The sequence below is a fragment of the Sulfitobacter sp. 1A15258 genome, assembly GCF_043557045.1.
GTDB classification, from domain to species: domain Bacteria; phylum Pseudomonadota; class Alphaproteobacteria; order Rhodobacterales; family Rhodobacteraceae; genus Sulfitobacter; species Sulfitobacter faviae.
Genome location: NZ_JBIFFK010000011.1, coordinates 25889 through 46712, shown reverse-complemented (window position 1 = coordinate 46712; position 20824 = coordinate 25889). Strand labels below are relative to the sequence as shown.

22 protein-coding genes are annotated in these 20824 nt (G+C 63.2%); 13 read left to right on the top strand and 9 right to left on the bottom strand.

The features are described 5' to 3' along the window. Positions 1 to 98 precede the first annotated feature (98 nt). On the top strand, positions 99 to 842 hold the full coding sequence (locus tag ACGYK9_RS17495; protein WP_394414561.1) for a DUF1194 domain-containing protein: 744 nt from the start codon (positions 99 to 101) through the stop codon (positions 840 to 842). Here the strand turns inward: ACGYK9_RS17495 and ACGYK9_RS17490 are convergent. The 3 genes from ACGYK9_RS17490 to ACGYK9_RS17480 all read right to left on the bottom strand — a co-directional run bounded on the left by ACGYK9_RS17490 (position 836) and on the right by ACGYK9_RS17480 (position 2081). Then, the gene (locus ACGYK9_RS17490; protein WP_067262129.1) at positions 836 to 1336 is read right to left on the bottom strand and encodes a MarR family winged helix-turn-helix transcriptional regulator; all 501 of its coding nucleotides are present in this window, start codon (positions 1334 to 1336) and stop codon (positions 836 to 838) included. The genes ACGYK9_RS17495 and ACGYK9_RS17490 overlap by 7 nt on opposite strands. A gap of 84 nt (positions 1337 to 1420) precedes the next feature. Continuing rightward, positions 1421 to 1687 carry a succinate dehydrogenase assembly factor 2 gene (locus ACGYK9_RS17485; protein ID WP_209219028.1) on the bottom strand — a complete coding sequence of 89 codons (267 nt, stop codon included), beginning with the start codon at positions 1685 to 1687 and terminating at the stop codon, positions 1421 to 1423. Further along, on the bottom strand, positions 1680 to 2081 hold the full coding sequence (locus tag ACGYK9_RS17480) for a helix-turn-helix domain-containing protein (protein WP_209219029.1): 402 nt from the start codon (positions 2079 to 2081) through the stop codon (positions 1680 to 1682). Before ACGYK9_RS17480 ends, ACGYK9_RS17485 begins: the two co-directional genes overlap by 8 nt. An 85-nt stretch (positions 2082 to 2166) precedes the next feature. Here ACGYK9_RS17480 and ACGYK9_RS17475 point away from each other — a divergent pair, with 85 nt between their 5' ends. After that, entirely contained in the window at positions 2167 to 3369 is a 1203-nt protein-coding gene (locus ACGYK9_RS17475) for a pyridoxal phosphate-dependent aminotransferase (RefSeq protein ID WP_394414558.1), read from the top strand. Positions 3370 to 3380: 11 nt separating this feature from the next. Further along, positions 3381 to 3782 (top strand): hypothetical protein, encoded by a 402-nt coding sequence (locus tag ACGYK9_RS17470; protein ID WP_394414555.1) that lies wholly within the window; start codon positions 3381 to 3383, stop codon positions 3780 to 3782. A gap of 3 nt (positions 3783 to 3785) precedes the next feature. Here the strand turns inward: ACGYK9_RS17470 and ACGYK9_RS17465 are convergent, their stop codons facing one another. Then, entirely contained in the window at positions 3786 to 5141 is a 1356-nt protein-coding gene (locus ACGYK9_RS17465; RefSeq protein ID WP_394414552.1) for an MATE family efflux transporter, read from the bottom strand. A 149-nt stretch (positions 5142 to 5290) separates the two neighbouring features. On the opposite strand from ACGYK9_RS17465, the gene ACGYK9_RS17460 reads away from it, so the two are divergent. From ACGYK9_RS17460 to ACGYK9_RS17435, 6 genes are all read left to right on the top strand, one after another. Then, on the top strand, positions 5291 to 6178 hold the full coding sequence (locus ACGYK9_RS17460; protein ID WP_394414549.1) for an alpha/beta fold hydrolase: 888 nt from the start codon (positions 5291 to 5293) through the stop codon (positions 6176 to 6178). A gap of 47 nt (positions 6179 to 6225) precedes the next feature. Next, complete coding sequence (locus ACGYK9_RS17455; protein WP_093926785.1) at positions 6226 to 6474, top strand: hypothetical protein; 249 nt, start codon at positions 6226 to 6228, stop codon at positions 6472 to 6474. Beyond that, entirely contained in the window at positions 6471 to 6848 is a 378-nt protein-coding gene (locus tag ACGYK9_RS17450; protein WP_394414546.1) for a type II toxin-antitoxin system death-on-curing family toxin, read from the top strand. Before ACGYK9_RS17455 ends, ACGYK9_RS17450 begins: the two co-directional genes overlap by 4 nt. 95 nt (positions 6849 to 6943) lie before the next feature. Beyond that, complete coding sequence (gene parE / locus ACGYK9_RS17445) at positions 6944 to 8899, top strand: DNA topoisomerase IV subunit B (protein ID WP_394422637.1); 1956 nt, start codon at positions 6944 to 6946, stop codon at positions 8897 to 8899. Continuing rightward, entirely contained in the window at positions 8896 to 9606 is a 711-nt protein-coding gene (locus ACGYK9_RS17440) for a hypothetical protein (protein WP_394414832.1), read from the top strand. Before parE ends, ACGYK9_RS17440 begins: the two co-directional genes overlap by 4 nt. A 392-nt stretch (positions 9607 to 9998) precedes the next feature. Continuing rightward, a complete protein-coding gene (locus tag ACGYK9_RS17435) occupies positions 9999 to 10676 on the top strand; it encodes a hypothetical protein (protein WP_394414835.1) in 678 nt (225 codons plus the stop codon). 1 nt (position 10677) lies between these two features. Here ACGYK9_RS17435 and ACGYK9_RS17430 read toward each other — a convergent pair whose 3' ends face one another. Genes ACGYK9_RS17430 through proS form a run of 4 tightly spaced genes read right to left on the bottom strand, consistent with a single transcriptional unit; the run spans position 10678 to position 14559 of the window. After that, the gene (locus ACGYK9_RS17430) at positions 10678 to 11361 is read right to left on the bottom strand and encodes an ABC transporter ATP-binding protein (protein ID WP_394414838.1); all 684 of its coding nucleotides are present in this window, start codon (positions 11359 to 11361) and stop codon (positions 10678 to 10680) included. Beyond that, complete coding sequence (locus ACGYK9_RS17425) at positions 11354 to 12649, bottom strand: lipoprotein-releasing ABC transporter permease subunit (RefSeq protein WP_394414841.1); 1296 nt, start codon at positions 12647 to 12649, stop codon at positions 11354 to 11356. The genes ACGYK9_RS17430 and ACGYK9_RS17425 overlap by 8 nt, the downstream gene beginning before the upstream one ends. A 54-nt stretch (positions 12650 to 12703) precedes the next feature. Then, positions 12704 to 13210 (bottom strand): DUF2937 family protein, encoded by a 507-nt coding sequence (locus tag ACGYK9_RS17420; protein WP_394414844.1) that lies wholly within the window; start codon positions 13208 to 13210, stop codon positions 12704 to 12706. An 8-nt stretch (positions 13211 to 13218) separates the two neighbouring features. After that, entirely contained in the window at positions 13219 to 14559 is a 1341-nt protein-coding gene (proS, locus tag ACGYK9_RS17415) for a proline--tRNA ligase (RefSeq protein ID WP_394414847.1), read from the bottom strand. A gap of 201 nt (positions 14560 to 14760) precedes the next feature. On the opposite strand from proS, the gene ACGYK9_RS17410 reads away from it, so the two are divergent. The 4 genes from ACGYK9_RS17410 to ACGYK9_RS17395 all read left to right on the top strand — a co-directional run bounded on the left by ACGYK9_RS17410 (position 14761) and on the right by ACGYK9_RS17395 (position 20427). Continuing rightward, on the top strand, positions 14761 to 15843 hold the full coding sequence (locus tag ACGYK9_RS17410; protein WP_067265471.1) for an AI-2E family transporter: 1083 nt from the start codon (positions 14761 to 14763) through the stop codon (positions 15841 to 15843). 1 nt (position 15844) lies between these two features. Then, the gene (locus tag ACGYK9_RS17405; protein WP_394414854.1) at positions 15845 to 16525 is read left to right on the top strand and encodes a chromosomal replication initiator DnaA; all 681 of its coding nucleotides are present in this window, start codon (positions 15845 to 15847) and stop codon (positions 16523 to 16525) included. A 61-nt stretch (positions 16526 to 16586) separates the two neighbouring features. Next, the gene (locus ACGYK9_RS17400) at positions 16587 to 18761 is read left to right on the top strand and encodes an RNA degradosome polyphosphate kinase (protein WP_394414857.1); all 2175 of its coding nucleotides are present in this window, start codon (positions 16587 to 16589) and stop codon (positions 18759 to 18761) included. 82 nt (positions 18762 to 18843) lie between these two features. Beyond that, positions 18844 to 20427 (top strand): Ppx/GppA family phosphatase, encoded by a 1584-nt coding sequence (locus ACGYK9_RS17395; RefSeq protein WP_394414860.1) that lies wholly within the window; start codon positions 18844 to 18846, stop codon positions 20425 to 20427. Here ACGYK9_RS17395 and ACGYK9_RS17390 read toward each other — a convergent pair. After that, positions 20424 to 20789, bottom strand: a complete 366-nt coding sequence (locus tag ACGYK9_RS17390) for a hypothetical protein (RefSeq protein ID WP_394422635.1) — start codon at positions 20787 to 20789, stop codon at positions 20424 to 20426. The two genes, ACGYK9_RS17395 and ACGYK9_RS17390, sit on opposite strands and share 4 nt — an antisense overlap. Positions 20790 to 20824 lie beyond the last annotated feature (35 nt).

Here is a 20824-nt window from a genome sequence, read left to right as displayed (position 1 = left end):
CCCCGCGCCGCCCCGGCGCTGATGAGTGTAGCGCGGGGGGCTTTTCCGCCTCCCGCGCTCGGCCCGCGCTTTTCTGATGCCCCGCCGAAGGCAGAGAGATGATCCGCGCCGCCCTCGCCCTTTTTCTCACCCTATCGGGCCCGCAATGGGCCGAGGCCGCCTGTCGTCAGGCGCTGGCCTTGGGGCTGGATGTCTCCGGTTCCGTCGATGCGCGGGAGTATCGGTTGCAGATGGGCGGTTTGGCCGAAGCGTTGGACGATCCGCGCCTGCGGGACGCCCTGCTGACCCGGCCCGGGCATCATGTCGATCTAATGGTCTATGAGTGGAGCGGGTCCAGCGATCAGCGGGTGATACTGCCTTGGACGTCTGTGCGCGATGCCGCCGCGCTTGACGATGCCATCACCCTTTTGCGCAGCACCGAGCGGCGCGCGGCGTCGCCCGGCACGGCCTTGGGCGATGCGATGCAATTCGGCGCGCGGCAGTTGGCGGCGCGTTCAGACTGCCGGAAACACACGCTGGATATTTCGGGCGATGGTATCTCGAACTTCGGGCCGCGGCCCCGGGATATACGCGACAGCTTGCAAAACCAGCCCCTTGGGCCGCAGGGGCTGACCATCAACGGCTTGGTGATCGGCGCGGAATACGCGGGCCTTGACGATGGCGGACAGGCCGAGGTCGGCGCGCTGGCGTCATATTACCGGGCCGAGGTCATCCTCGGCCCCGGAGCTTTTGTTGAGACGGCAGAGGGGTTCGAAGACTACGCCCGCGCCATGACGCGAAAACTCCTGCGCGAATTGGACGGGCGGGCCTATGCCCAGCTCCCCCCTGCCCGGGATCAGTAGATATAGCGGATCTGATCCGTCCAATACCGCTCCATCCGTTTGAGCGAGCGGGTGATATCCTCGATCCCCGCATCCCCCAAGACACCCTTGCTTTCCATCCCATCCGCATGGCGCGAGAATAGATCGGCTACCACATCGCGGATATAGCGCCCCTTTTCGGTCAGGCGCACGCGCACGGAACGGCGGTCAATCTCGCAGCGCTGGTGGTGCATATAGCCCATTTCGACCAGTTTCTTGAGGTTGTAGCTGACGTTGCTGCCCTGATAGTAGCCGCGGCTTTTAAGCTCCCCCGCGGTGACCTCATTATCGCCGATGTTGAACAAAAGCAGCGCCTGCACCGCGTTGATCTCCAACACGCCGACGCGCTCGAATTCGTCCTTGATCACGTCCAGCAGCAAGCGGTGCAGCCGCTCGACCAAAGACAGGGACTCAAGATAGCCTGCCATGAAACCCTTTATGGCCATCGGCTGCGTGGCGGGGTCTTGAATGCTCATGCGAAATCTCCGGTTCACTTTGTTTGAACCGGAAACTCGCTAAAAAATCAGAATAATTCGTTAAACCCTTTCGGGTTTTCTGAATTAGCCCCGCGCCTCGGCCAATTGCCCTCGGATATCCGCGATCAATCCCGCATATTCGGCAGGTGCCTCGGCCTGTCCGCTGACCCAAAGATAGAGGTCGTGGTCATTCTCGTTCAGCATTTGGTCGTAGAGCGTGAGGCCCGCGTCATCCATCTGCGGCAAACGCGCCTCGGCATAGGCCGAGAGGATCAGGTCCATCTCTTTGATGCCCCGACGCATGGAGCGCATTTGCAGGCGTTTGATCCGGTGTTCGGGGGCTTCAGCCATCTGCGGGCTCCGTCATGAGGCGCCGAATGCGCTTTTCCAATTTGCCGACCGTTTCGGCCTTTTTCAGCAGGTCGCTGCGCAGGGCGCGCATATCGGCCAGCACCTCTTCGAGGTCGACACGGCGCGCGGTCTCGCCCGCTTCGGGGGCGTCGACGCCCTCCCCCTCGCCCGTGATCAACCACATCATCGAGACATTGAGCAGCCCCGCCAGCATCGACAGCCGGTTGGCGCGCGGCTCTGACAGGTCGTCTTCCCAACCGCGCAGGGTGGACAGGCGCACGCCCAGCCGTTTGGCCAGCATCGCCTGTGTCATGCCGGTCTGTTCGCGGGCCGCCGCGACCCGGTCGCCAAAGGTGGCGGCCTCGGGGCCGTACCAGTCAATCTCGTCGGTCATGCTTTATCTCCTGCCAGACACCCTTGCCGGGTGCGGGGACGCCCCCTATGAACGTGGAGATATTCATAAGCAACCCGAGGCTGAAATGGAACTGCTGTCCGCGACCCTTGATCGGGTCAAACCGTCGCCCACCATCGCCGTCACCACCAAAGCGGCAGAACTCAAGGCTGCGGGGCGCGACATCATCGCGCTTGGCGCGGGCGAGCCGGATTTCGACACGCCGCAGAACATCAAGGACGCAGCGGTGGCCGCGATCAACGCGGGCAAGACGAAATACACGCCCGTGGATGGCATCCCCGAATTGAAACAGGCGATCTGCGCCAAGTTCAAGCGCGACAACGGGCTGGATTACACGCCCGCGCAGGTCAGCGTCGGCACCGGGGGTAAGCAGATCCTCTACAACGCGCTGATGGCCACGATGAACCCCGGTGAAGAGGTTGTGATCCCCGCGCCCTATTGGGTCAGCTATCCCGACATGGTGCTTTTGGCGGGCGGCACGCCGGTCATCGCCCCCGCGACGCTGGAGAATGATTTCAAGCTCACCCCCGAGGCGCTGGAAGAGGCGATCACGCCTAAGACCAAATGGTTCATCTTCAACTCGCCCTCGAACCCCACCGGCGCGGGCTACAGCCGCGACGAGCTGAAGGCGCTGACCGACGTGCTGATGCGCCACCCGCATGTCTGGGTGATGACCGACGACATGTATGAGCATCTCGCCTATGACGGGTTCGAGTTCTGCACGCCTGCGCAGGTGGAACCCGCGCTCTACGACCGCACGCTGACGGTCAATGGCGTGTCGAAAGCCTATGCCATGACCGGCTGGCGCATTGGCTATGCCGCAGGGCCGGAAAAGCTGATCGGTGCGATGCGCAAGATCCAGTCGCAGAGCACGTCGAACCCCTGTTCGGTCAGCCAATGGGCTGCCGTTGAGGCGCTGAACGGCACGCAGGATTACATAGCCGAGAACAACGAGATGTTCGTGCGCCGCCGCAATCTGGTGGTTGAGATGCTCTCGGCCATCGAGGGCATCACTTGCCCGACGCCCGAGGGAGCCTTCTACGTCTACCCTTCAATCGCCGGGCTGATCGGCAAGACCTCGGCGGCGGGCACCAAGATCACGGATGACGAGGCTTTCGCCACCGCTTTGCTTGAGGAAACCGGTGTTGCGGTCGTCTTTGGCGCGGCCTTCGGGCTTTCGCCGAATTTCCGGGTCAGCTACGCTACCTCGGATGAGGCGCTGAAAGAGGCGTGCAGCCGCATCCAGAGCTTCTGCGCCGGGCTGACGTAAGGGACAACACCATGGCGGGCGATCTTCCCGACTATTACTTCAGGATCCGCGAGAATGGCGCGGCGGTGTTTCGGCTGGATGCCGCGAACCGCCAGCGCCGGATCGAGATGGAGCAGATCGCCGTCGTCAACATCCGCAACGGAGAGGTAAAGCCTCATGGGCAGCACCGTTTGACCGAGGCCGATCAGGCCGAGATTGCCCGCTGGACCAAGGCTCGCCGCGCGACCCTTGCGGCGCGCGAGATCGATGACATCCGCCGCGCGGTGGAGCACCTGAACCTCACCACCCAATGGGCGCAGTCCCGCGCCACGGATGCCGAGCTTGAGGCGGTGACGGATGAGTTGCTGCTGGCGATGCACGACCTGCGCAGCACGCTGGTGCGCAAAAAGGCGGACCGGATGGACCGGGGCTGAGGCTTAGACCGCCAGCCGCTTGACGATCACGCCCCAAAAACGCGCATTCAGCAGCAGCCCGGCCACCGCCAACCCTGCCACCAGCCCGGCCCAGATGCCCATGGCCCCGAAGCCCATCACAAAGCCCAGCAGGTAGGAGCAGGGCATGCCGACGATCCAATAGCTGACCGCGGCCATGACCATCGGCACTTTGGTATCCTGCACCCCGCGCAACAGCCCAAGGGCCACCACCTGCGCCCCATCCACCAGTTGGAACAGCGCGGCCATCACCAGAAGCCCGGTGCCAATGACGAGGATTTCAGCCCGCGCGGGCTCATCCTCTTGCATGAAGACCGAGATCAGCGGCTCGGGCCAGCCGACAAAGCCGACCATGGTGAGCAGCGCAAATACCAGCGACAGCACGGTCACGATCACCGCGCCGCGCTTCATATGCGGCACGTCGCGGCGGCCATAGGCATTGCCCGCGCGGATCGTGGCGACATTGCTCAGCCCCAGATGCACCATGAAGGTCAGCGAGGCGAGTTGGATCGCGATGCCATGTGCGGCCAGCGGGATCGTCCCCAGCCAGCCCATCATCAGCGAGGAGGCGGCGAAAAGGCCGACTTCGCTCAGCGTGGTCAGGCCAATCGGCAGGCCCAGCGTGAACACCCGCAGCAACATCTGACCGTCCACCCGCCAAAGCCGCACGAACAGGCTGTGCTGCGGCAGGGCGATCAGCACATAGATCACCACCCCGATCAGCGAGACGCATTGCGTCGTGACCGATGCCACAGCCGCCCCCATCACGCCAAGCTCCGGCGCGCCCCAGTTGCCGAAGATCAGCGCGTAATTCGCCAGCGCATTGACCCCGGCGGCCAGCAGGGTGATCCACAGCACGACCTGCGTGCGCTCCAAAGCGGCAAGGTAGGATTTCAGCACCATCACCAAAAGTGCAGGCACGATGCCCCAGCCCGCTACCTCGAGGTAATCGCCCGCCCGGTCGGCAAGGTTCGGCCCCTGCCCCAGCAGGTCCAACACCGCAGGCGACCAGATCATCGCGGGCAGTGCGATCATGGCGAACCCCACCGAAAGCCAGAGCCCCATGCGCGTGGCGCGGCGCAGGCCGATCTCGTCATCCTCGGCGTCATAGGCGGCCACCAAGGGCATTACCGCCATGGCAAAGCCCGACCCAAAGATGAACAGGACGAAGAAATAGGTGCTGCCCAAGACCACCGCCGCCAGTGCCTCGACCGAATACCAGCCGAGCATGACGGTATCGGTCACGCCGATCGCCATCTGTGCCAGATGCCCGCCGATCAGCGGCAGGCCGAGTGTCAGGATCGCCCGGACGTGATTGCGGTTGGTCATAGTCTTGCTCATGACACGAGCCTTACGCCGGGTCGCTGCAAAGGGGAAGTGCGGTTTTTACGCTCTGCCATGGGTTTGCGGGGGGTCGATGCCACTGTTTTGCCATGAAATCCTTGCGTCCGCGTCCCTTAACGGCAAAGCTGGTGGCAGGAGGGCTCGCGATGGAACCGACACGGACCGAAACCCGCCGATTGAACGGTCAGGAGATTTTCATTCGCCACTGGGGCGATGAGAGCCTGCCGCCGTTGTTGATGCTCCACGGTTTTCCCGAATACGGCGGCGCGTGGCGTGATCTGGCACCGCTGCTGTGCCAAGACTTCCATTGCATCGCGCCCGACCAGCGCGGTTATGGCCAAAGCAGCGCGCCCGAGGGGATCGAACCCTATGCGATGGCGCATCTCATGGCCGATATGGCCGCTTTGATCGGCGACAGGCCAGTGACCGTCTTGGCGCATGACTGGGGCGCCTCCGTGGGCTACGCTTTGGCGATGTTCCGGCCCGAATTGGTGGCCCGGCTGATCGTTCTTAACGGCGTGCATCCCGTGCCGTTTCAGCGCGCCATGGCCGCAGGCGGGGCGCAGTCGCGCGCCTCGCAATACATTAACGCCCTGCGCGCCGAAGGCAGCGCGGTGCGGCTTACGCGGGACGATTTCGCGGGGCTGCTCGACCTTTTTTCCGCCAATATGGACCTCAGCTGGCTGACGCCCGCGCGGCTTGAGGACTACCGCGCGGAATGGGGGCGGCCGGGGCGGCTCAGGGCGATGATCAACTGGTATCGCGCCTCCCCCCTGCAAGTCGCCGCGCCCGGCAAGCCCCTGCGCGACCTGCCAGAATTCCCGGTCGACCGTTTGCGCGTCCCCTGCCCGCATCTGCTGATCTGGGGAACGGAAGACACCGCCCTTCTGCCCGAAGCCACCGCCGGGTTGGAGGCTTTCGCGCCGGACCTCACCCGGGTCGAGATCGAAGGGGCGGATCATTGGCTGCACCACCAAAAGCCGTCGGAGGTGGCGGCGGCGGTGCTCGACTGGAGCAGGCAGCGGCCCTTGTAAAATGGGCGAAAGAATGTATATTCAGATATGCATTCAGGAGCCGCGCCATGACCCGCATTCACACCAACCACATCGCCACCATGACCGAGATGCGCGAGCCGCATAAGGTGTTAGAACGTTCGGGCGGCAAGCCCGTGGCGGTGATGAAGAACTCGCGCTGCGTGGGCTATTTCGTACCCGCCGAGGCGACGTTGCAAGAAGAGCCGCGCGTGGCCACGCTGGATGAGGTGATGGAGAGCATCGCCCGCAGGAAGCACATCAATCAGCCCGTTCTGGACTACCTCAAAGATAAATGACCTATGTGCTGCTTTCACCTGACCTCGTCGTCAGGATTCACGATTCCGCACTAAACCCAGGCGAGTTGGCCGGCATGGCCTTGGACAAATCGCTAGAAGGGGCATTGGCGCGGGTCGATAACCGGCTGGTCTACGGCATGATCGAAGATGTTTTCGACCTTGCCGCGGCCTATTGCGTGGCAGTTGCCACCGGGCATGTCTTCAACGATGCCAACAAGCGAACCGCGCATCTCGTTCTCGATATCTGCCTTGATCTCAATGGGGTGCAGCTTGACCACGAAAGCATCGAGGCAGGCGACCTGATCCGCGAAGTGGCTCAAGGCCGCATCGATGAAGAGACCCTTGCCGACTGGCTGCGCGCCAAAGCTGGCTGACCGGGGCAAAACAGCAGCCCAAGACAAACCCGCGATTGCCCCCGGCGCGCGGTCCTGTCAAAATGCCCTTCACCCCATAACAAAGAGCAGGCCCCATGACCGACCTTCTTTCCGGCCAGGAACCCACCGAATACGATGCCTCCTCCATCGAAGTGCTGGAGGGGCTGGAGCCCGTCCGCAAACGCCCCGGGATGTATATCGGCGGCACCGATGAGCGCGCGCTGCATCACATGGTGGCCGAGGTGCTCGACAACTCGATGGACGAGGCGGTCGCGGGCCATGCCAACCGCATCGAGGTGGAGCTGAACGCCGATTACTCGATCACCATCCGCGACAACGGCCGCGGCATCCCGATCGACCCGCACCCGAAGTTTCCCGACAAATCCGCGCTCGAGGTGATCCTCTGCACCCTGCACGCGGGCGGCAAGTTCTCCGGCAAGGCCTACCAGACCTCGGGCGGTCTGCACGGCGTGGGCGCTTCGGTGGTCAACGCGCTCAGCGATTCCATGGTCGTACAGGTCGCGCGCAACCGTAAACTCTTTGAGCAACGCTTCTCGCGCGGCATCCCGCAGGGCCCGGTGGAGAAAATCGGCGCGGCCCCCAACCGGCGCGGCACCACCGTGACCTTCCACGCCGATGAACAGATTTTCGGCACACACCGCTTCAAACCCTCGCGTCTGCTTAAGATGGTCCGCTCCAAGGCCTATCTCTTTTCCGGCGTCGAGATCCGCTGGAAGTCCGAGATCGAGGACGGCGATACGCCGATGGAGGCGACCTTCCACTTCCCCGGCGGCCTCGCCGACTACCTGCGCGAAACGCTAGGCAAGGCCACGACCTATGCCGAGAACCCTTTTGCGGGCACCGTCGAGTTCCAAGAGCGCTTCGGCGTGCCGGGCAAGGTCGAATGGGCGATCAACTGGACGCCCGCGCGCGACGGTTTCATCCAGTCCTACTGTAACACCGTCCCCACGCCCGAGGGCGGCACCCATGAGAGCGGCTTCTGGGCCGCGATCCTGAAAGGCATCCGCGCCTATGGCGAGCTTGCCAACAACCGCAAGGCCAAGGACATCACCCGCGATGACCTGATCACCGGCGGCTGCGCGCTGGTGTCCTGCTTTATCCGCGAGCCGGAGTTCGTGGGCCAGACCAAAGACCGTCTCGCCACCACCGAGGCGCAGCGACTGGTGGAAAACGCCGTGCGCGACCATTTCGACAACTGGCTGGCGGCGGATACGAAATCCGCAGGCGCCATCCTCGATTTCCTCGTGCTGCGCGCCGAAGAGCGGATGCGCCGGAAGCAGGAAAAAGAAACGGCTCGGAAGAGCGCCACGAAGAAACTGCGTCTGCCGGGCAAGCTGACCGACTGCACCAGCAAGACGCGTGAAGGCACCGAATTGTTCATCGTCGAGGGCGACTCGGCGGGCGGTTCCGGCAAAGGCGCGCGTAACCGAAATACACAAGCGCTGCTGCCGCTTAAGGGTAAAATCCTGAACGTGCTGGGTGCTGCCTCCAGCAAGCTGACGACCAATGCCGAGATCAACGATCTCTGCGAGGCGCTCGGTGTCGGCATGGGCACGAAGTTCAACCTCGACGATCTGCGCTATGACAAGATCATCATCATGACCGACGCCGACGTCGACGGGGCGCATATTGCGTCCCTGCTAATGACCTTCTTCTTCACCCAGATGCGCCCGCTGATCGACGCCGGACATCTGTACCTCGCCTGCCCGCCGCTGTTCCGCCTGACCCAAGGTGCGAAACGGGTCTATTGCTTGGATGAGGCCGAGAAAAACATGTGGTTGGAGAAAGGCTTGGGTGGCAAGGGCAAGATCGACGTGAGCCGCTTCAAGGGTCTGGGCGAGATGGACGCGAAGGACCTGAAAGAGACCACGATGGACCCCGAGACCCGCAAGCTCATCCGCGTGACCGTGGATGAGGACGTGCCGGGCGAAACCGGGGATCTGGTCGAGCGGCTGATGGGGAAGAAGCCGGAGATGCGGTTCGCGTATATTCAGCAGAACGCGCAGTTTGTGGAGGAGTTGGATGTTTGAGTAAAGACCGCCCTCCAGATCGCTTATCGCGATACGGCCTCATAGCTACAGGACTGTACTTCGTCGTATTGACTGGTGGGATAGCAATTGCGGAGTCCTGGTCGCTTGTTGAATTTGGCACTCTTAGACTAAACGAACTCGGAGACCTACTCGCCGGTGCTTTCGGCCCCCTTGCATTGTTCTGGCTAGTCTTGGGATTTTTCCAACAGGGCAAAGAGCTACGGAATAGTATTGCGACGCTTAAACTACAGGCAGAAGAACTAGCAAACTCAGTCCGACAACAAGAAGAACTGGTCGGTGTCACACGTGAAAGCCTGCAGCATGAGCAAGAAATGATGGGATTATCTCTGAAACAAAGGAAAGAGAGTCTACAACCAAATCTGGTAGTCGATTTTCGCGCGACAGCTGGCAGAGGCAATATTCACAAGTACAAATTGGCGATTACTAATACCGGTGGAAGTGTTTCCAGATTTCGTGCTGAACTGATCGCGGCCAATGACGACAAGATAATCGTACATACACTGCATTTTGAAACCGGCGACACGATTGAACAATCAACGACTGACTATCTCGAAAACTACTTTTCTGATTGCCAGATTGACGTTACATTTATTGATCGAGAAAATGATCAGTTTACGCAAAAATACGTCTTGAGGCACGCCGCTGATACAAGCTGGCCTTCTTTCGAAGCCGTCCGCATTCACTGATGGCTATTTGACTCGGCAGCCATTAATCTTTCGCCATTCAGATCTGAACATATCCGCAGAATAAAGTTAGCTTTGAAAGACGACAGGTCGAGATCACTACAAAGGGCATTAGTTTAGTCTGCGTTGAACTTCTCAGCTATCCACAAAGCCCTCCCAGCCCCCGTCCCGGGCCGCGCCTGTCCGGGGCTCCGCCCGTTCAGACCTCAAACTCTCCCCCACGGGGAGGGCGCACATCCGTGCACCCCGCGGCTTGCGCCGCCCTCCGGGCTGAAAAGGTCCACTGGACCTTTTCCAAGTAGCCCTTCGGCCCGAGGTCGGGCGCGGCCCTAATGTTTCGCGTATGCCCAAACTTCCCCCTTGATCCACAGCCTGCCCCGCGCCTAACTCATCCCATGATCCGCGCGCTTCTCCTCTGCCTCCTCCTCGCCGCCTGCGGTCGACCGCTGACGGACAACGAACGCGCCTATCTCGCCACCCTCCACGGCCCCACCCTCGACTACGACCGCGTGCGTCTGCACGATGGCGCGCCCACCCGCGCGGTCACCTTCCGCCGCAAGCCGCGCCCGCGCACCACCTGCCGCGAGCGTATCCTGCCGCCGCAGGTGGGCGAGACCGTCACCTCGAAACCCGCCGCCGTGGCGCTCTTCAACCATGTGCTCTTCGACAAGGACTGGTACCTTGAGGATTACCTGCCCGACCATCCCGACCGCATCGGGCTGATCGCCGCCATGCTGCTGGCGCATGAGGTCACCCATGTCTGGCAATGGCAGAACCGCGACCTCACCGGCTATTCGCCCCTGCGCGCCGCCTCCGAGCAATTCACCAGTCCGGACCCCTACCTCTTCGACGTGGATACCAAGCCGCGGTTTCTCGACTTTGGCTATGAGCAGCAAGGCTCGATCGTGGAGGAATTCGTCTGCTGCCGCGCGCTCGACCCGCAGGCGCCGCGCACAAAGCGGCTGCATGCGATGCTGTCGGAGGTGATGCCCGTGGCCCCCCTGCCCCAAAGCCGCCCCTATGACGTGGGCCTGCCCTGGGACGGGGTCGAGTTAGAAAACATCTGCGGCTGAGTCAGACCGGCACCAACTGCCCCGCGTCGAGCCGAATTTGACGGTCCATCCGGGCCGCCAGTTCGAGGTTATGGGTGGCGATCACCGCCGAAAGCCCGGTGCCGCGCACCAGCGCCATCAGCGCGGCGAAAACCTGATCCGAGGTCGAAGGGTCGAGGTTGCCCGTGGGCTCATCCGCCAGCAACAGGCGCGGCGCGTTGGCCAGCGCCCGGCAGAAGGCCACCCGCTGCTGCTCACCGCCCGACATGGCAGCGGGGCGATGATCGGCGCGCTCGGCAATGCCTACCTGAGCTAGAAGCTCCCGCGCCCGCGCCTCGGCCTCCTTGCGCGCCACGCCATTGGCCAGTTGCGGCAGCACGATGTTTTCCAGCGCCGTGAACTCTGGCAGCAGATGGTGGAACTGGTAGATGAAGCCCACGTCGGCGCGGCGCACAGCTGTCCGGCGGCGGTCGCTCTGTCCCGTCAGGTCATCGCCCCCGATCTCCACCGTGCCGCTGTCGGCGATATCGAGAAGCCCCGCGATATGCAGCAGCGTCGACTTGCCGGCCCCGGAGGGCGCGACCAGCGCCACCACCTCGCCGGGGGCCACCTCAAGGTCGATGCCGCGCAGCACCTGCACCTCATTCGGCGCACCGGGGTTATAGGCCTTGGAAATGCCGCTCAGGCGCAGGACGGGATCATTCATAGCGCAGGGCCTCCACCGGGTTCATCCGCGCCGCGCGGCGGGCGGGAAAGATCGTGACGACGAAGGACAGGCCGAGCGAGAGCGCCACGGCCGAGAGCACATCGCCCAATTGCAGTTTCGCGGGCAGGAAATAGATGCCGCGGATCGAAGCGTCCCAAGCATTGCCGCCGCTGAGGTAGTTCACGAAGCCGAAAATCTGATCGACGTAAGTGGCAAACAGCACCCCCAGCACCACGCCCGCGGCGGTGCCGATGATGCCGGTGAAGGCCCCGCAGATGAAGAACACCCGGAGCACAGAGCCCTCAGACAGCCCCATGGTGCGCAGAATGCCGATGTCGCGGCCCTTGTTCTTGACCAGCATGATCAGCCCCGAGACGATGTTCATCGCCGCGATCAGCACCAAGACGCTCAGGATCACGAACATCACCCGGTCCTCGATGTCGAGCGCCGAGAGGAAGGAGCTTGAGGCGTCGCGCCAAGTCCAGACCTGCGCCCGCTCGCCCGCCGCCTGCATGAGCGTGGGCGCCATGGCGTCCACCCCCTCGGGATCCTCGACCATAACCTCCAGCTCATCCGCCACGCCCTCGCGATTGAAAAAGCTCTGCGCCTCGGTGATCGGCAGGTAGACCCGTGTTTTATCAATGTCGTAGCGCCCAGCAGAGAAGATATAGACCACCTCATAGGCATTGACCCGCGGGCTGGTGCCAAAGGCGGTCTTTACCCCATTGGGCGAGATCAGCTTGACGCTATCGCCGACCTGCACGCCCAAGGACTGCGCCACGCCGCTGCCGATGGCCATGCCCTCTTCAAAACGCGTGATGTCACCGAAAGAACGCTCCGAAGGCTGGATGCCGGGGATGGTCATCAAATCATCCGAAGCGATACCGAAAACCTCGACCCCCGCGTTGGACTGGCGGCGGTTGGCCATGACCTGTTGCCGCACCAGCGGGGCCACGCGGGTCACGCCTTCGACGGCTGCCACCCGCTCGGCCATGGCCTCGTAATCGTCGATGGTGCGGTCGATCTGGCCGTTGGGCAGCACCTCCCCCATCGTGTAGACGGTGACATGGGCATTGGCCCCGAGGATCGTGTCGACGAACTCAGCGCGGAAGCCTGAGCGGACCGAAAGCGTGGCGATCAGCGCGAAGACCGCCAGCGTGATGCCGATAAGGCTGATCCACGTCATAACGCTGACGCCCCCTTCGGCGCGGCGGGCGCGCAGGTAGCGCCAAGCGATCATCCATTCAAAGGCCGCGAATGGGGCGGTGCGTGTGGGTTTGCTGGCCATGCGGGAAGGCTCCGGTCTGAGGTGCGCGCAACCTGAGGCTTTGCCCCAGCAGGGTCAAGAACGCAATGCCCGGCGGCGGCGGAAGCGCGCGGGCCATGTGGGCAGCCATAGCAGCAGGCGGGTGAGACTGGCCCCCGTGATGAACCCCAAACCGGCGAAGAGCCATTCGGCACGGCTGCGCGGGGCTGTGGGGGCAAAGCCGCGCAGGGCGGCGCGCAAGGCTTCGGCATCCGGGTTACGCCATAGCAGATAGCAACGCAGGAACGGGCCCGCTGATTGGAGCCTCGGCAATGTGGCCTCAAGCCACCCTTGCCGTTCGATGTTGCGGCGCATGTCCAAGCGCCGACGCTCCAGCAGCGCCGATCCGCGCAGCCGCGCCACGGCGCCTTCCCGGTCGAGCCCCGCGGCCTGCGCGGCGGCATCGAAATCCGCCACGACTTTGGCGAGGCGCTGCTCCGCCGCCTCCAGTTGAAACACATAGGCCCGGGTGACCCCCGGGCCTTGTGCGGCAATGCCTGCGCTTACGATCCCACCGGCCAATGTCAGCGCCCGCAGGATCATCGCGGCCCTCAGACGATACCGGCGTAGATCTTGGCGATCTTCTCAACCGCCTGTTCCGGCGGCAGTTCCTCGCTCTCGCCTGTGCGGCGGCTGGTGAGTTCGACCACGCCATTCTTCAGCCCGCGCGGGCCGACGGTGATGCGCCATGGCAGACCGATGAGGTCCATCGTGGCGAACTTCATCCCCGCCCCGCCCTTGCGGTCGTCATAAAGCGGATCGAGGCCCAGCGCCTTGAGGCTCTTGTAAAGCGCGTCACAGGCCGCATCGGCCTCCGCATCGCCCTGTTTAAGGTTCACGATCCCCGCGTGGAAAGGCGTCACCCCCTCGGGCCAGATGATGCCCTTGTCATCATGGCTCGCCTCAATGATCGCGCCCAGCAGGCGGCTGACGCCGATGCCGTGGCTGCCCATATGCACCGGCACCTTTTTGCCGTCGGGGCCTTGCACCTTGGCGTTCATCGCGTCGGAATATTTGGTGCCGAAATAGAAGATTTGCCCCACTTCGATGCCGCGGGCGCTGCGCTGGCGCTCTTCCGGTACCTTGGCAAATACCTCCGGATCGTGGGTCTCATCCGTGCGGGCGTAGCGGGAGGTGAACTCCTCCAGCACCGCGCGGCAGGCGTCTTGATCATTTGGGTCGATCTCGCGGTCGCCGAAGGTCAGATCGGTGATCTCGCTGTCATAGAAAACCTCCGACTCGCCCGTTTCGGCCAGCACAAGGAACTCATGCGTGTCATCGCCGCCGATGGGGCCAGAGTCGGCGCGCATCGGGATCGCTTGCAGACCCATCCGCTCATAGGTGCGCAGGTAGCTGACCAGATGGCGGTTATAGGCGTGCAATGCGTCTTCTTTGGTGAGGTCGAAGTTGTAGCCGTCCTTCATCAGGAACTCACGCCCCCGCATCACGCCGAAACGCGGGCGAATCTCGTCGCGGAATTTCCACTGGATGTGGTAGAGCGTCAGCGGGAGGTCTTTGTAAGAGCCAACGTGGCTGCGGAAGATATCGGTGATCATCTCTTCATTGGTGGGACCATAGAGCATGTCGCGGTCCTGCCGGTCGCGGATGCGCAGCATCTCGGGGCCATAGGCGTCATAGCGGCCCGATTCCTTCCACAGGTCCGCCGATTGCAGCGTCGGCATCAGCATCGGGATATGGCCCACGCGCTGCTGCTCTTGGTGCACGATCTCTTCGACCTTGCGCAGCACCTTGTAGCCCAACGGCAGCCAAGAATAGATCCCCGCGCTGGATTGCTTGATCATCCCCGCCCGCAGCATCAACCGGTGGCTGACGATCTGCGCCTCGGCAGGGTTTTCCTTCAGCACGGGTAGAAAATATTGGGACAGACGCATGGTGTTTCCTCATTGACGCATTGCCCCCTGACTAGTGCATGTCAAAGGGCGAGACAATCACATCGCTGAGGTCTGGCGGCCCGCTGGGCCAGTTCCACCGCTTGCCCGTTCCGCGCCCCTGACGCGCGCGCCACCCGCAGCCAAGGCTTGAAACGAAACGCCACATGGGCGATGTGATGGCATTCCCTGCCGGAGAGCGCCATGGCCCTGCCAATCAGAGACCAATTGAAGTACTGGGGCATCGCGGCAGCGGTGTTCATGGTGGCGCTGTGGTTCATCGGCGATGTGATGCTGCCCTTCCTGCTGGGCGGGGCGATTGCCTATTTCCTCGACCCCGTGGCCGACCGGTTGGAGCGTTTGGGGCTCAGCCGCACCATGGCCACCGCCGTCATCACCGTAGTGGCGCTTTTGGTCTTCGTGCTGATGGCGCTTTTGGTGATCCCGACGCTGGTCAATCAGACCGTGAACCTGATCGAGACCGCACCCAAGCTCACCCGCAATTTCACCGATTTCATCACCGACCGTTTCCCCTCTCTCTTGGACGACGATTCGACCCTGCGCACGTCGCTGACGACGCTGGGCACCACCATTCAGGAACGCGGCGGGCAATTGCTGCAAACCGCGCTGGCCTCCTTTGCCTCGCTGATCAACGTCCTGCTCTTGTTCGTCATCGTCCCGGTGGTCGCGGTGTACCTGCTGCTCGATTGGGACCGTATGGTCGCCGCGATCGACCGGCTGCTGCCGCGCGACCATGCCCCGACGATTCGCCAGTTGGCGCGCGAGATTGACGCGACGTTGGCCTCGTTCGTGCGCGGCATGGGCACGGTCTGCTTGATCCTTGGCACCTATTACGCCGTGGCGCTGATGCTGGTGGGGCTGCAATTCGGTCTCGTCGTCGGCTTTGTCGCGGGGCTGGTGACCTTCATCCCCTACCTCGGCGCGTTGATCGGCGGGGCGCTGGCGATCGGTCTGGCGTTGTTTCAATTCTGGGGGGATTGGCTTTCCATCGGTCTCGTCGCGGGCATCTTCGTGCTGGGCCAAGTGGTCGAGGGCAACCTGCTGACACCAAAGCTCGTCGGCAATTCGGTCGGCCTGCACCCGGTCTGGCTGCTGCTGGCGCTGTCGGTCTTCGGCACGCTCTTCGGCTTCGTGGGACTGCTGGTCGCGGTGCCCGTGGCCGCCGCCATCGGGGTGATCGCGCGTTTCGCCACGGCACGCTACCGCGAGAGCGTGCTCTACAAAGGCCGAGAGCCTGAAACGACCGTCGACGAGGACATCCGCTAACATGGCCCACCAACTCGGGTTGAACCTGCCCAGCCGAACGGCTCTGGGCCGCGACGCTTTTTTTGTCGCCCCCTCCAACGCCATGGCCATGGCGATGATCGACGGCTGGCGCGGTTGGGCGGGCGGCAAGCTGGCGCTGACCGGGCCGCAGGGCTCAGGCAAGACGCATCTGACGCATGTTTGGGCGGACCTTTCGGGCGCGCGGATCATCAGTGCGGCGGACCTGCTGGAGGCTGACATTCCCGCCCTCGCCCGTGGCCCCGTGGCGGTGGAGGATGTGCATCTGATCGCCGGAGACGCGGCCGCGCAAACGGCGCTGTTCCATCTGCACAACCTCGTGCTGGCCGAAGGTCAGGCGCTGCTGCTCACCGGCACCGGGCCGGTGGCGCATTGGGGCCTCACGCTGCCCGATCTGGTCAGCCGGATGCGCGGCGCCACGATGGTCGAGATGGAGGCGCCCGACGATGCGCTGCTCTCGGCCCTGCTGGTCAAACTGCTGGCCGACCGGCAACTGACGCCCAAGCCGGAGCTAATCAACTACCTCATGACGCGGATGGACCGCTCTTTCGCCGCTGCCATCGCGCTGGTCGACCGGCTGGATGCCGCCAGCCTTGCACAGAAGCGCCCCCTGACCCGCGCACTGGCCGCGCAGGTGCTGGACATCGCCCCGCCGCGCACGTGATACTGGAATAAATAACGCAAGCCTTCGCAAACCCGTTACATTCCAATGTCATGAGGCCCGCATGACCCAAGCCGATTTCCTGCAAGCGCCCTTTCCGCCCGCCACCGATCTGCCCGATCTAGACACCACCGGGCCGGGCCGGTTCTTTAACCGTGAGCTAAGCTGGCTCGACTTCAACTGGCGCGTACTGGAAGAGGCCGAGAACCCGCGCGTGCCGCTGCTGGAACGGCTGCGCTTTCTGTCGATTTCGGCCACCAATCTGGATGAGTTCTATACCGTGCGCGTGGCGGGCCTGCGCGAGCTTGCGCAGGCGGGCAACACCACCGCCGCCGCCGATGGGCTGAGCCCCGGCGAGCAACTGGTGTTGATTAACGAAGACGCGCGCAATCTGATGATGTCCCAGCAACGGGTGTTGGTCGATCTCATGGCTGAGATGGACGCGCAGAACATCATGCTGGAACGCACCGCCGACCTGACCGAGGCCGATTACAAACATCTCGAAGGGGTCTTCCTCAACCAAGTCTTCGCCGTGCTCTCGCCGCTGGCGATCGACCCCGCGCACCCCTTCCCCTTCATTCCCAACACCGGCTACGCGCTGGCGCTGCAACTAGAGCGCACCCGCGATAAACGCCCGCTACAGGCGCTGCTGCCGATCCCGGCGCAGATCGACCGTTTCGTGCCCCTGCCCGCCCCCGATGGCAGCCTGCGCTATCTGCCGCTTGAAGATCTGCTGATCATCAATATTCCCAACCTCTTTCCGGGCTACAAACTCAAGGCGCATTTCGAATTTCGCGTGCTGCGCGACAGCGATCTTGAGGTGGAGGATGAGGCCGAAGACCTCGTGCGGGAATTCGAGGTCGCCCTCAAACGCCGCCGCCGGGGCGAGGTCGTGCGACTGACCCATTCCGCAGGCGCGCCGGAAAAGCTGAAATCCGTCGTCATGCGCGAGCTTTGCGTGCGCCCCCAAGACGTGATCGAGATCGACGGCATGTTGGGCATCGCCGACCTCTCGAAACTGGTGACCGACGCCCGGCCCGACCTGCTCTGGCCGCAGTTTACCCCCCGCGTGCCTGAGCGCGTCAGCGACCATGACGGCGATATGTTCGCGGCGATCCGACAGAAAGACATGCTGCTGCACCACCCTTACGAGACCTTCGACATGGTGGTGCGTTTCCTTGCCCAAGCGGCGCGCGACCCGGATGTGGTGGCGATCAAGCAGACGCTCTACCGCACCTCGCGCGACAGCCCGATCGTCAGCGCGCTTTGCGAAGCGGCGGAGGATGGCAAATCGGTCACCGCGCTGGTCGAGTTGAAGGCCCGCTTTGATGAGGCTGCCAACATCCGCCAATCGCGCCGGTTGGAGCGGGCGGGCGCGCATGTGGTCTACGGTTTTCTCGACCTCAAGACCCACGCCAAGATCTCGACCGTGGTGCGCCGCGAGGGTGATCAACTGGTCACCTATACCCACTACGGCACCGGCAACTACCACCCGATCACCGCGCGGATTTATACGGACCTGTCGCTCTTTACCTGCGACTCGAGCCTTGGGCGCGATGCGACGAAAGTGTTCAACTTCCTGTCGGGCTATGCCCCGCCAGAGCAGTTGGAGAACCTCGCCATTTCCCCCACGACGCTGAAGCCGCGCTTGCTTGAGATGATCCGTGCCGAGGCCGAACATGCCCGGGCGGGACGCCCCGCCGTGATCTGGGCCAAGATGAACGCGCTGATCGACGCCGAGGTGATCGACGCGCTGTATGACGCCAGCCAAGCCGGGGTGGAAATCAGCCTCGTCATTCGTGGCATCTGCGGGCTGCGCCCCGGGGTGAAGGGGCTATCGGACAACATCCGCGTCAAATCCATCATCGGGCGCTTTTTGGAGCACAGCCGCATCGTCTGCTTCGGTAACGGGCACGGGCTGCCGCATAAAAAGGCACGGGTCTTCATGTCTTCGGCCGATTGGATGGGCCGCAACTTGAACCGCCGGGTCGAGACGTTAGTCGAGATCGAAAACCCCACCGTCAAGGCGCAGATCACCAGCCAGATCATGGCAGCCAATCTGGCTGACGTGGCGCAAAGCTGGGTCATGGGACCGGATGGTAAATTCACCCGCCCGGCGATCCCCGAAGGCACTTTCGCCTTCAACTGCCACCGGTTTTTCATGGAAAATCCCTCGCTTTCGGGTCGGGGCAGCGCCGGGGCCTCGGATGTGCCCAAGCTGACCCATACCGAGGATTGACCGGCAAGCCCCCTTTAGCAATTGACCTCACCGCCCCCCTGCGCCAATTATCCAGTGAAACGGATGGCCCGCAGGAGCATTGATGGCAGACCAGACCGACCCTTCCCGAGCCGCCCCCGTCCCTGAGACGGGTGTGGCGGAACTGGGCCTTTTCGGAAAACCCTTGTTTCAGGATCCGGGCGCGCGGGCGCTGGCCCGCGTGGGCGTGGTGGATGTGGGGTCGAACTCCGTCCGGCTGGTGGTCTTTGACGGCGCGGCGCGCTCTCCGGCCTATTTCTACAACGAAAAGATCATGTGCGCCCTGGGCGCGGGCATGGCCGAGACCGGGCATCTGTCCCCCGAGGGCCGCGCCCGCGCGCTCTCGGCCCTGCGGCGGTTCAGCAAATTGGCCGATGGCATGGGCCTGTCGGAGCTTACCGTCGTCGCCACGGCGGCGGTGCGCGATGCCAGTGACGGGCGCGCATTTTGCGCCGATGTGCTGCGCGAGACCGGGTTGCGCATCTGGGTGATCGACGGCGAAGAAGAGGCGCGGCTCTCGGCGCAAGGGGTGCTTTTGGGCTGGCCCGGCGCTTACGGCCTTGTCTGCGACATCGGCGGCTCTTCGATGGAGCTTGCCGAAATATCGGGCGGGCGCGTCGGACGGCGGGTCACCTCGCAGCTTGGCCCCCTCAAGCTGCGCGACCTCAAGGGCGGGGCCAAGGGGCGGCACGCGCATATCAAAGAGGTCATCACCGGGCTTCAGGAAAAGATGGGCAGCCAGCGTGACCGGCTGTTCCTCGTCGGCGGCTCATGGCGGGCAATCGCGCGGATCGACATGTACCGCCGGGGCTATCCGCTGCACGTTCTGCATGAATACCGCATGACCGTGACCTCGGTTCGCGAGACGGTGAAGTTCATCCAATCCTCCGATCTGGAAGAGCTGCGCAACGCCTGCGGCGTCTCCGCCAGCCGGATGTCGCTGGTGCCCTACGCCGCCGAGGTGCTGAGCCGTCTGGTCAAAACGTTCCGGCCAAAGGACATCGCCATTTCCAGCTACGGCATCCGCGAAGGCATGCTTTATGAGCAGATGCCGCAGCGCCTGCGCGACCGGGATCCACTGATCGAAGCCTGCTATTTTGCCGAGGCCAAGGACGCGCGGATGCCCGGTTTCGGCAAGGTGCTTTATAACTTCATCTTACCGCTCTACCGCTCTGCCCCGCACGCCCGCAGGCGTTTGGTTAAAGCGGCCTGCCTTTTGCACGACGTAAGCTGGCGCGCGCATCCCGACTACCGGGCCGAAACCTGTTTCGACAATGCCACCCGCGCCAACCTTGGCGGGCTGAAACACGCCGAACGCATCTACCTCGGGCTGGCCCTGCTGCACCGCTATTCCAACAAGCGTGAAAACACGCGTTTCGAAGACCTCTATGAGATGGTCGATGAAAAGACCCGGTTGGAGGCCGAAATCCTTGGCAAGGCCATGCGCTTTGGCGCGATGCTCTGGATGGACAAGGGCGAACAGCGCGGCGAATTGCGCTGGTTCCCCAAGAAGAAGCAATTGGAACTCTGGCTCACCCCCGACATGGTCCCCCTTTTCGGAGAGGTCGCAGAGGCGCGGCTGGGCTCACTCGCCAAATCGCTTGAGGCAGAGGTGCATGTTCGGACCGGCAAACGCGCCGCGCGTTAAAGCTCGATCTGCGGCGCGGGTTCGGTTGGAGTCTCTGGCGGGACCATCGGGTGATCGGGCTTGCGGCGGATGATGATATCGCCGTTGGGCTGCATCTCGGGCGCTTGATAGGCGCTCCAATCCTCGACCTCGTCCAAAAGCTCCGTAAGCTTCGGCCCCATCTCCCGCGCGAAATCGCGCAGCGCGGGGCGCATGGCTTCGCTGAACCCTTCAAACCCCTCCATGACCGGGCCCATCTCATCCATGATCCCGTCCATGAACATCTGCGCGCCGCGCTCCATCAGGCCGAGACCGCGTTCTTCGGATTCTTCCTGCGCATGGGCTGCGAGGGGCAGTACCGTACAAAGGGCGATAAGGGGCATAAAGCGTGTCATAGGATTGAAGTAGGCGGCGCCGC

Bases quoted from the DNA above. Each gene is read 5' to 3' on its own strand.
- ACGYK9_RS17495 (WP_394414561.1), top strand. From the start codon at position 99: ATGATCCGCGCCGCCCTCGCCCTTTTTCTCACCCTATCGGGCCCGCAA.
- ACGYK9_RS17480 (WP_209219029.1), bottom strand. From the start codon at position 2,081: ATGACCGACGAGATTGACTGGTACGGCCCCGAGGCCGCCACCTTTGGC.
- ACGYK9_RS17460 (WP_394414549.1), top strand. From the start codon at position 5,291: ATGGAACCGACACGGACCGAAACCCGCCGATTGAACGGTCAGGAGATT.
- ACGYK9_RS17465 (WP_394414552.1), bottom strand. From the start codon at position 5,141: ATGAGCAAGACTATGACCAACCGCAATCACGTCCGGGCGATCCTGACA.
- ACGYK9_RS17420 (WP_394414844.1), bottom strand. From the start codon at position 13,210: ATGATCCTGCGGGCGCTGACATTGGCCGGTGGGATCGTAAGCGCAGGC.
- ACGYK9_RS17475 (WP_394414558.1), top strand. From the start codon at position 2,167: ATGGAACTGCTGTCCGCGACCCTTGATCGGGTCAAACCGTCGCCCACC.
- ACGYK9_RS17395 (WP_394414860.1), top strand. From the start codon at position 18,844: ATGGCAGACCAGACCGACCCTTCCCGAGCCGCCCCCGTCCCTGAGACG.
- ACGYK9_RS17435 (WP_394414835.1), top strand. From the start codon at position 9,999: ATGATCCGCGCGCTTCTCCTCTGCCTCCTCCTCGCCGCCTGCGGTCGA.
- ACGYK9_RS17425 (WP_394414841.1), bottom strand. From the start codon at position 12,649: ATGGCCAGCAAACCCACACGCACCGCCCCATTCGCGGCCTTTGAATGG.
- ACGYK9_RS17410 (WP_067265471.1), top strand. From the start codon at position 14,761: ATGGCCCTGCCAATCAGAGACCAATTGAAGTACTGGGGCATCGCGGCA.
- ACGYK9_RS17400 (WP_394414857.1), top strand. From the start codon at position 16,587: ATGACCCAAGCCGATTTCCTGCAAGCGCCCTTTCCGCCCGCCACCGAT.
- ACGYK9_RS17450 (WP_394414546.1), top strand. From the start codon at position 6,471: ATGACCTATGTGCTGCTTTCACCTGACCTCGTCGTCAGGATTCACGAT.
- parE (WP_394422637.1), top strand. From the start codon at position 6,944: ATGACCGACCTTCTTTCCGGCCAGGAACCCACCGAATACGATGCCTCC.
- ACGYK9_RS17490 (WP_067262129.1), bottom strand. From the start codon at position 1,336: ATGAGCATTCAAGACCCCGCCACGCAGCCGATGGCCATAAAGGGTTTC.
- ACGYK9_RS17455 (WP_093926785.1), top strand. From the start codon at position 6,226: ATGACCCGCATTCACACCAACCACATCGCCACCATGACCGAGATGCGC.
- ACGYK9_RS17390 (WP_394422635.1), bottom strand. From the start codon at position 20,789: ATGCCCCTTATCGCCCTTTGTACGGTACTGCCCCTCGCAGCCCATGCG.
- ACGYK9_RS17405 (WP_394414854.1), top strand. From the start codon at position 15,845: ATGGCCCACCAACTCGGGTTGAACCTGCCCAGCCGAACGGCTCTGGGC.
- ACGYK9_RS17470 (WP_394414555.1), top strand. From the start codon at position 3,381: ATGGCGGGCGATCTTCCCGACTATTACTTCAGGATCCGCGAGAATGGC.
- ACGYK9_RS17430 (WP_394414838.1), bottom strand. From the start codon at position 11,361: ATGAATGATCCCGTCCTGCGCCTGAGCGGCATTTCCAAGGCCTATAAC.
- proS (WP_394414847.1), bottom strand. From the start codon at position 14,559: ATGCGTCTGTCCCAATATTTTCTACCCGTGCTGAAGGAAAACCCTGCC.
- ACGYK9_RS17485 (WP_209219028.1), bottom strand. From the start codon at position 1,687: ATGGCTGAAGCCCCCGAACACCGGATCAAACGCCTGCAAATGCGCTCC.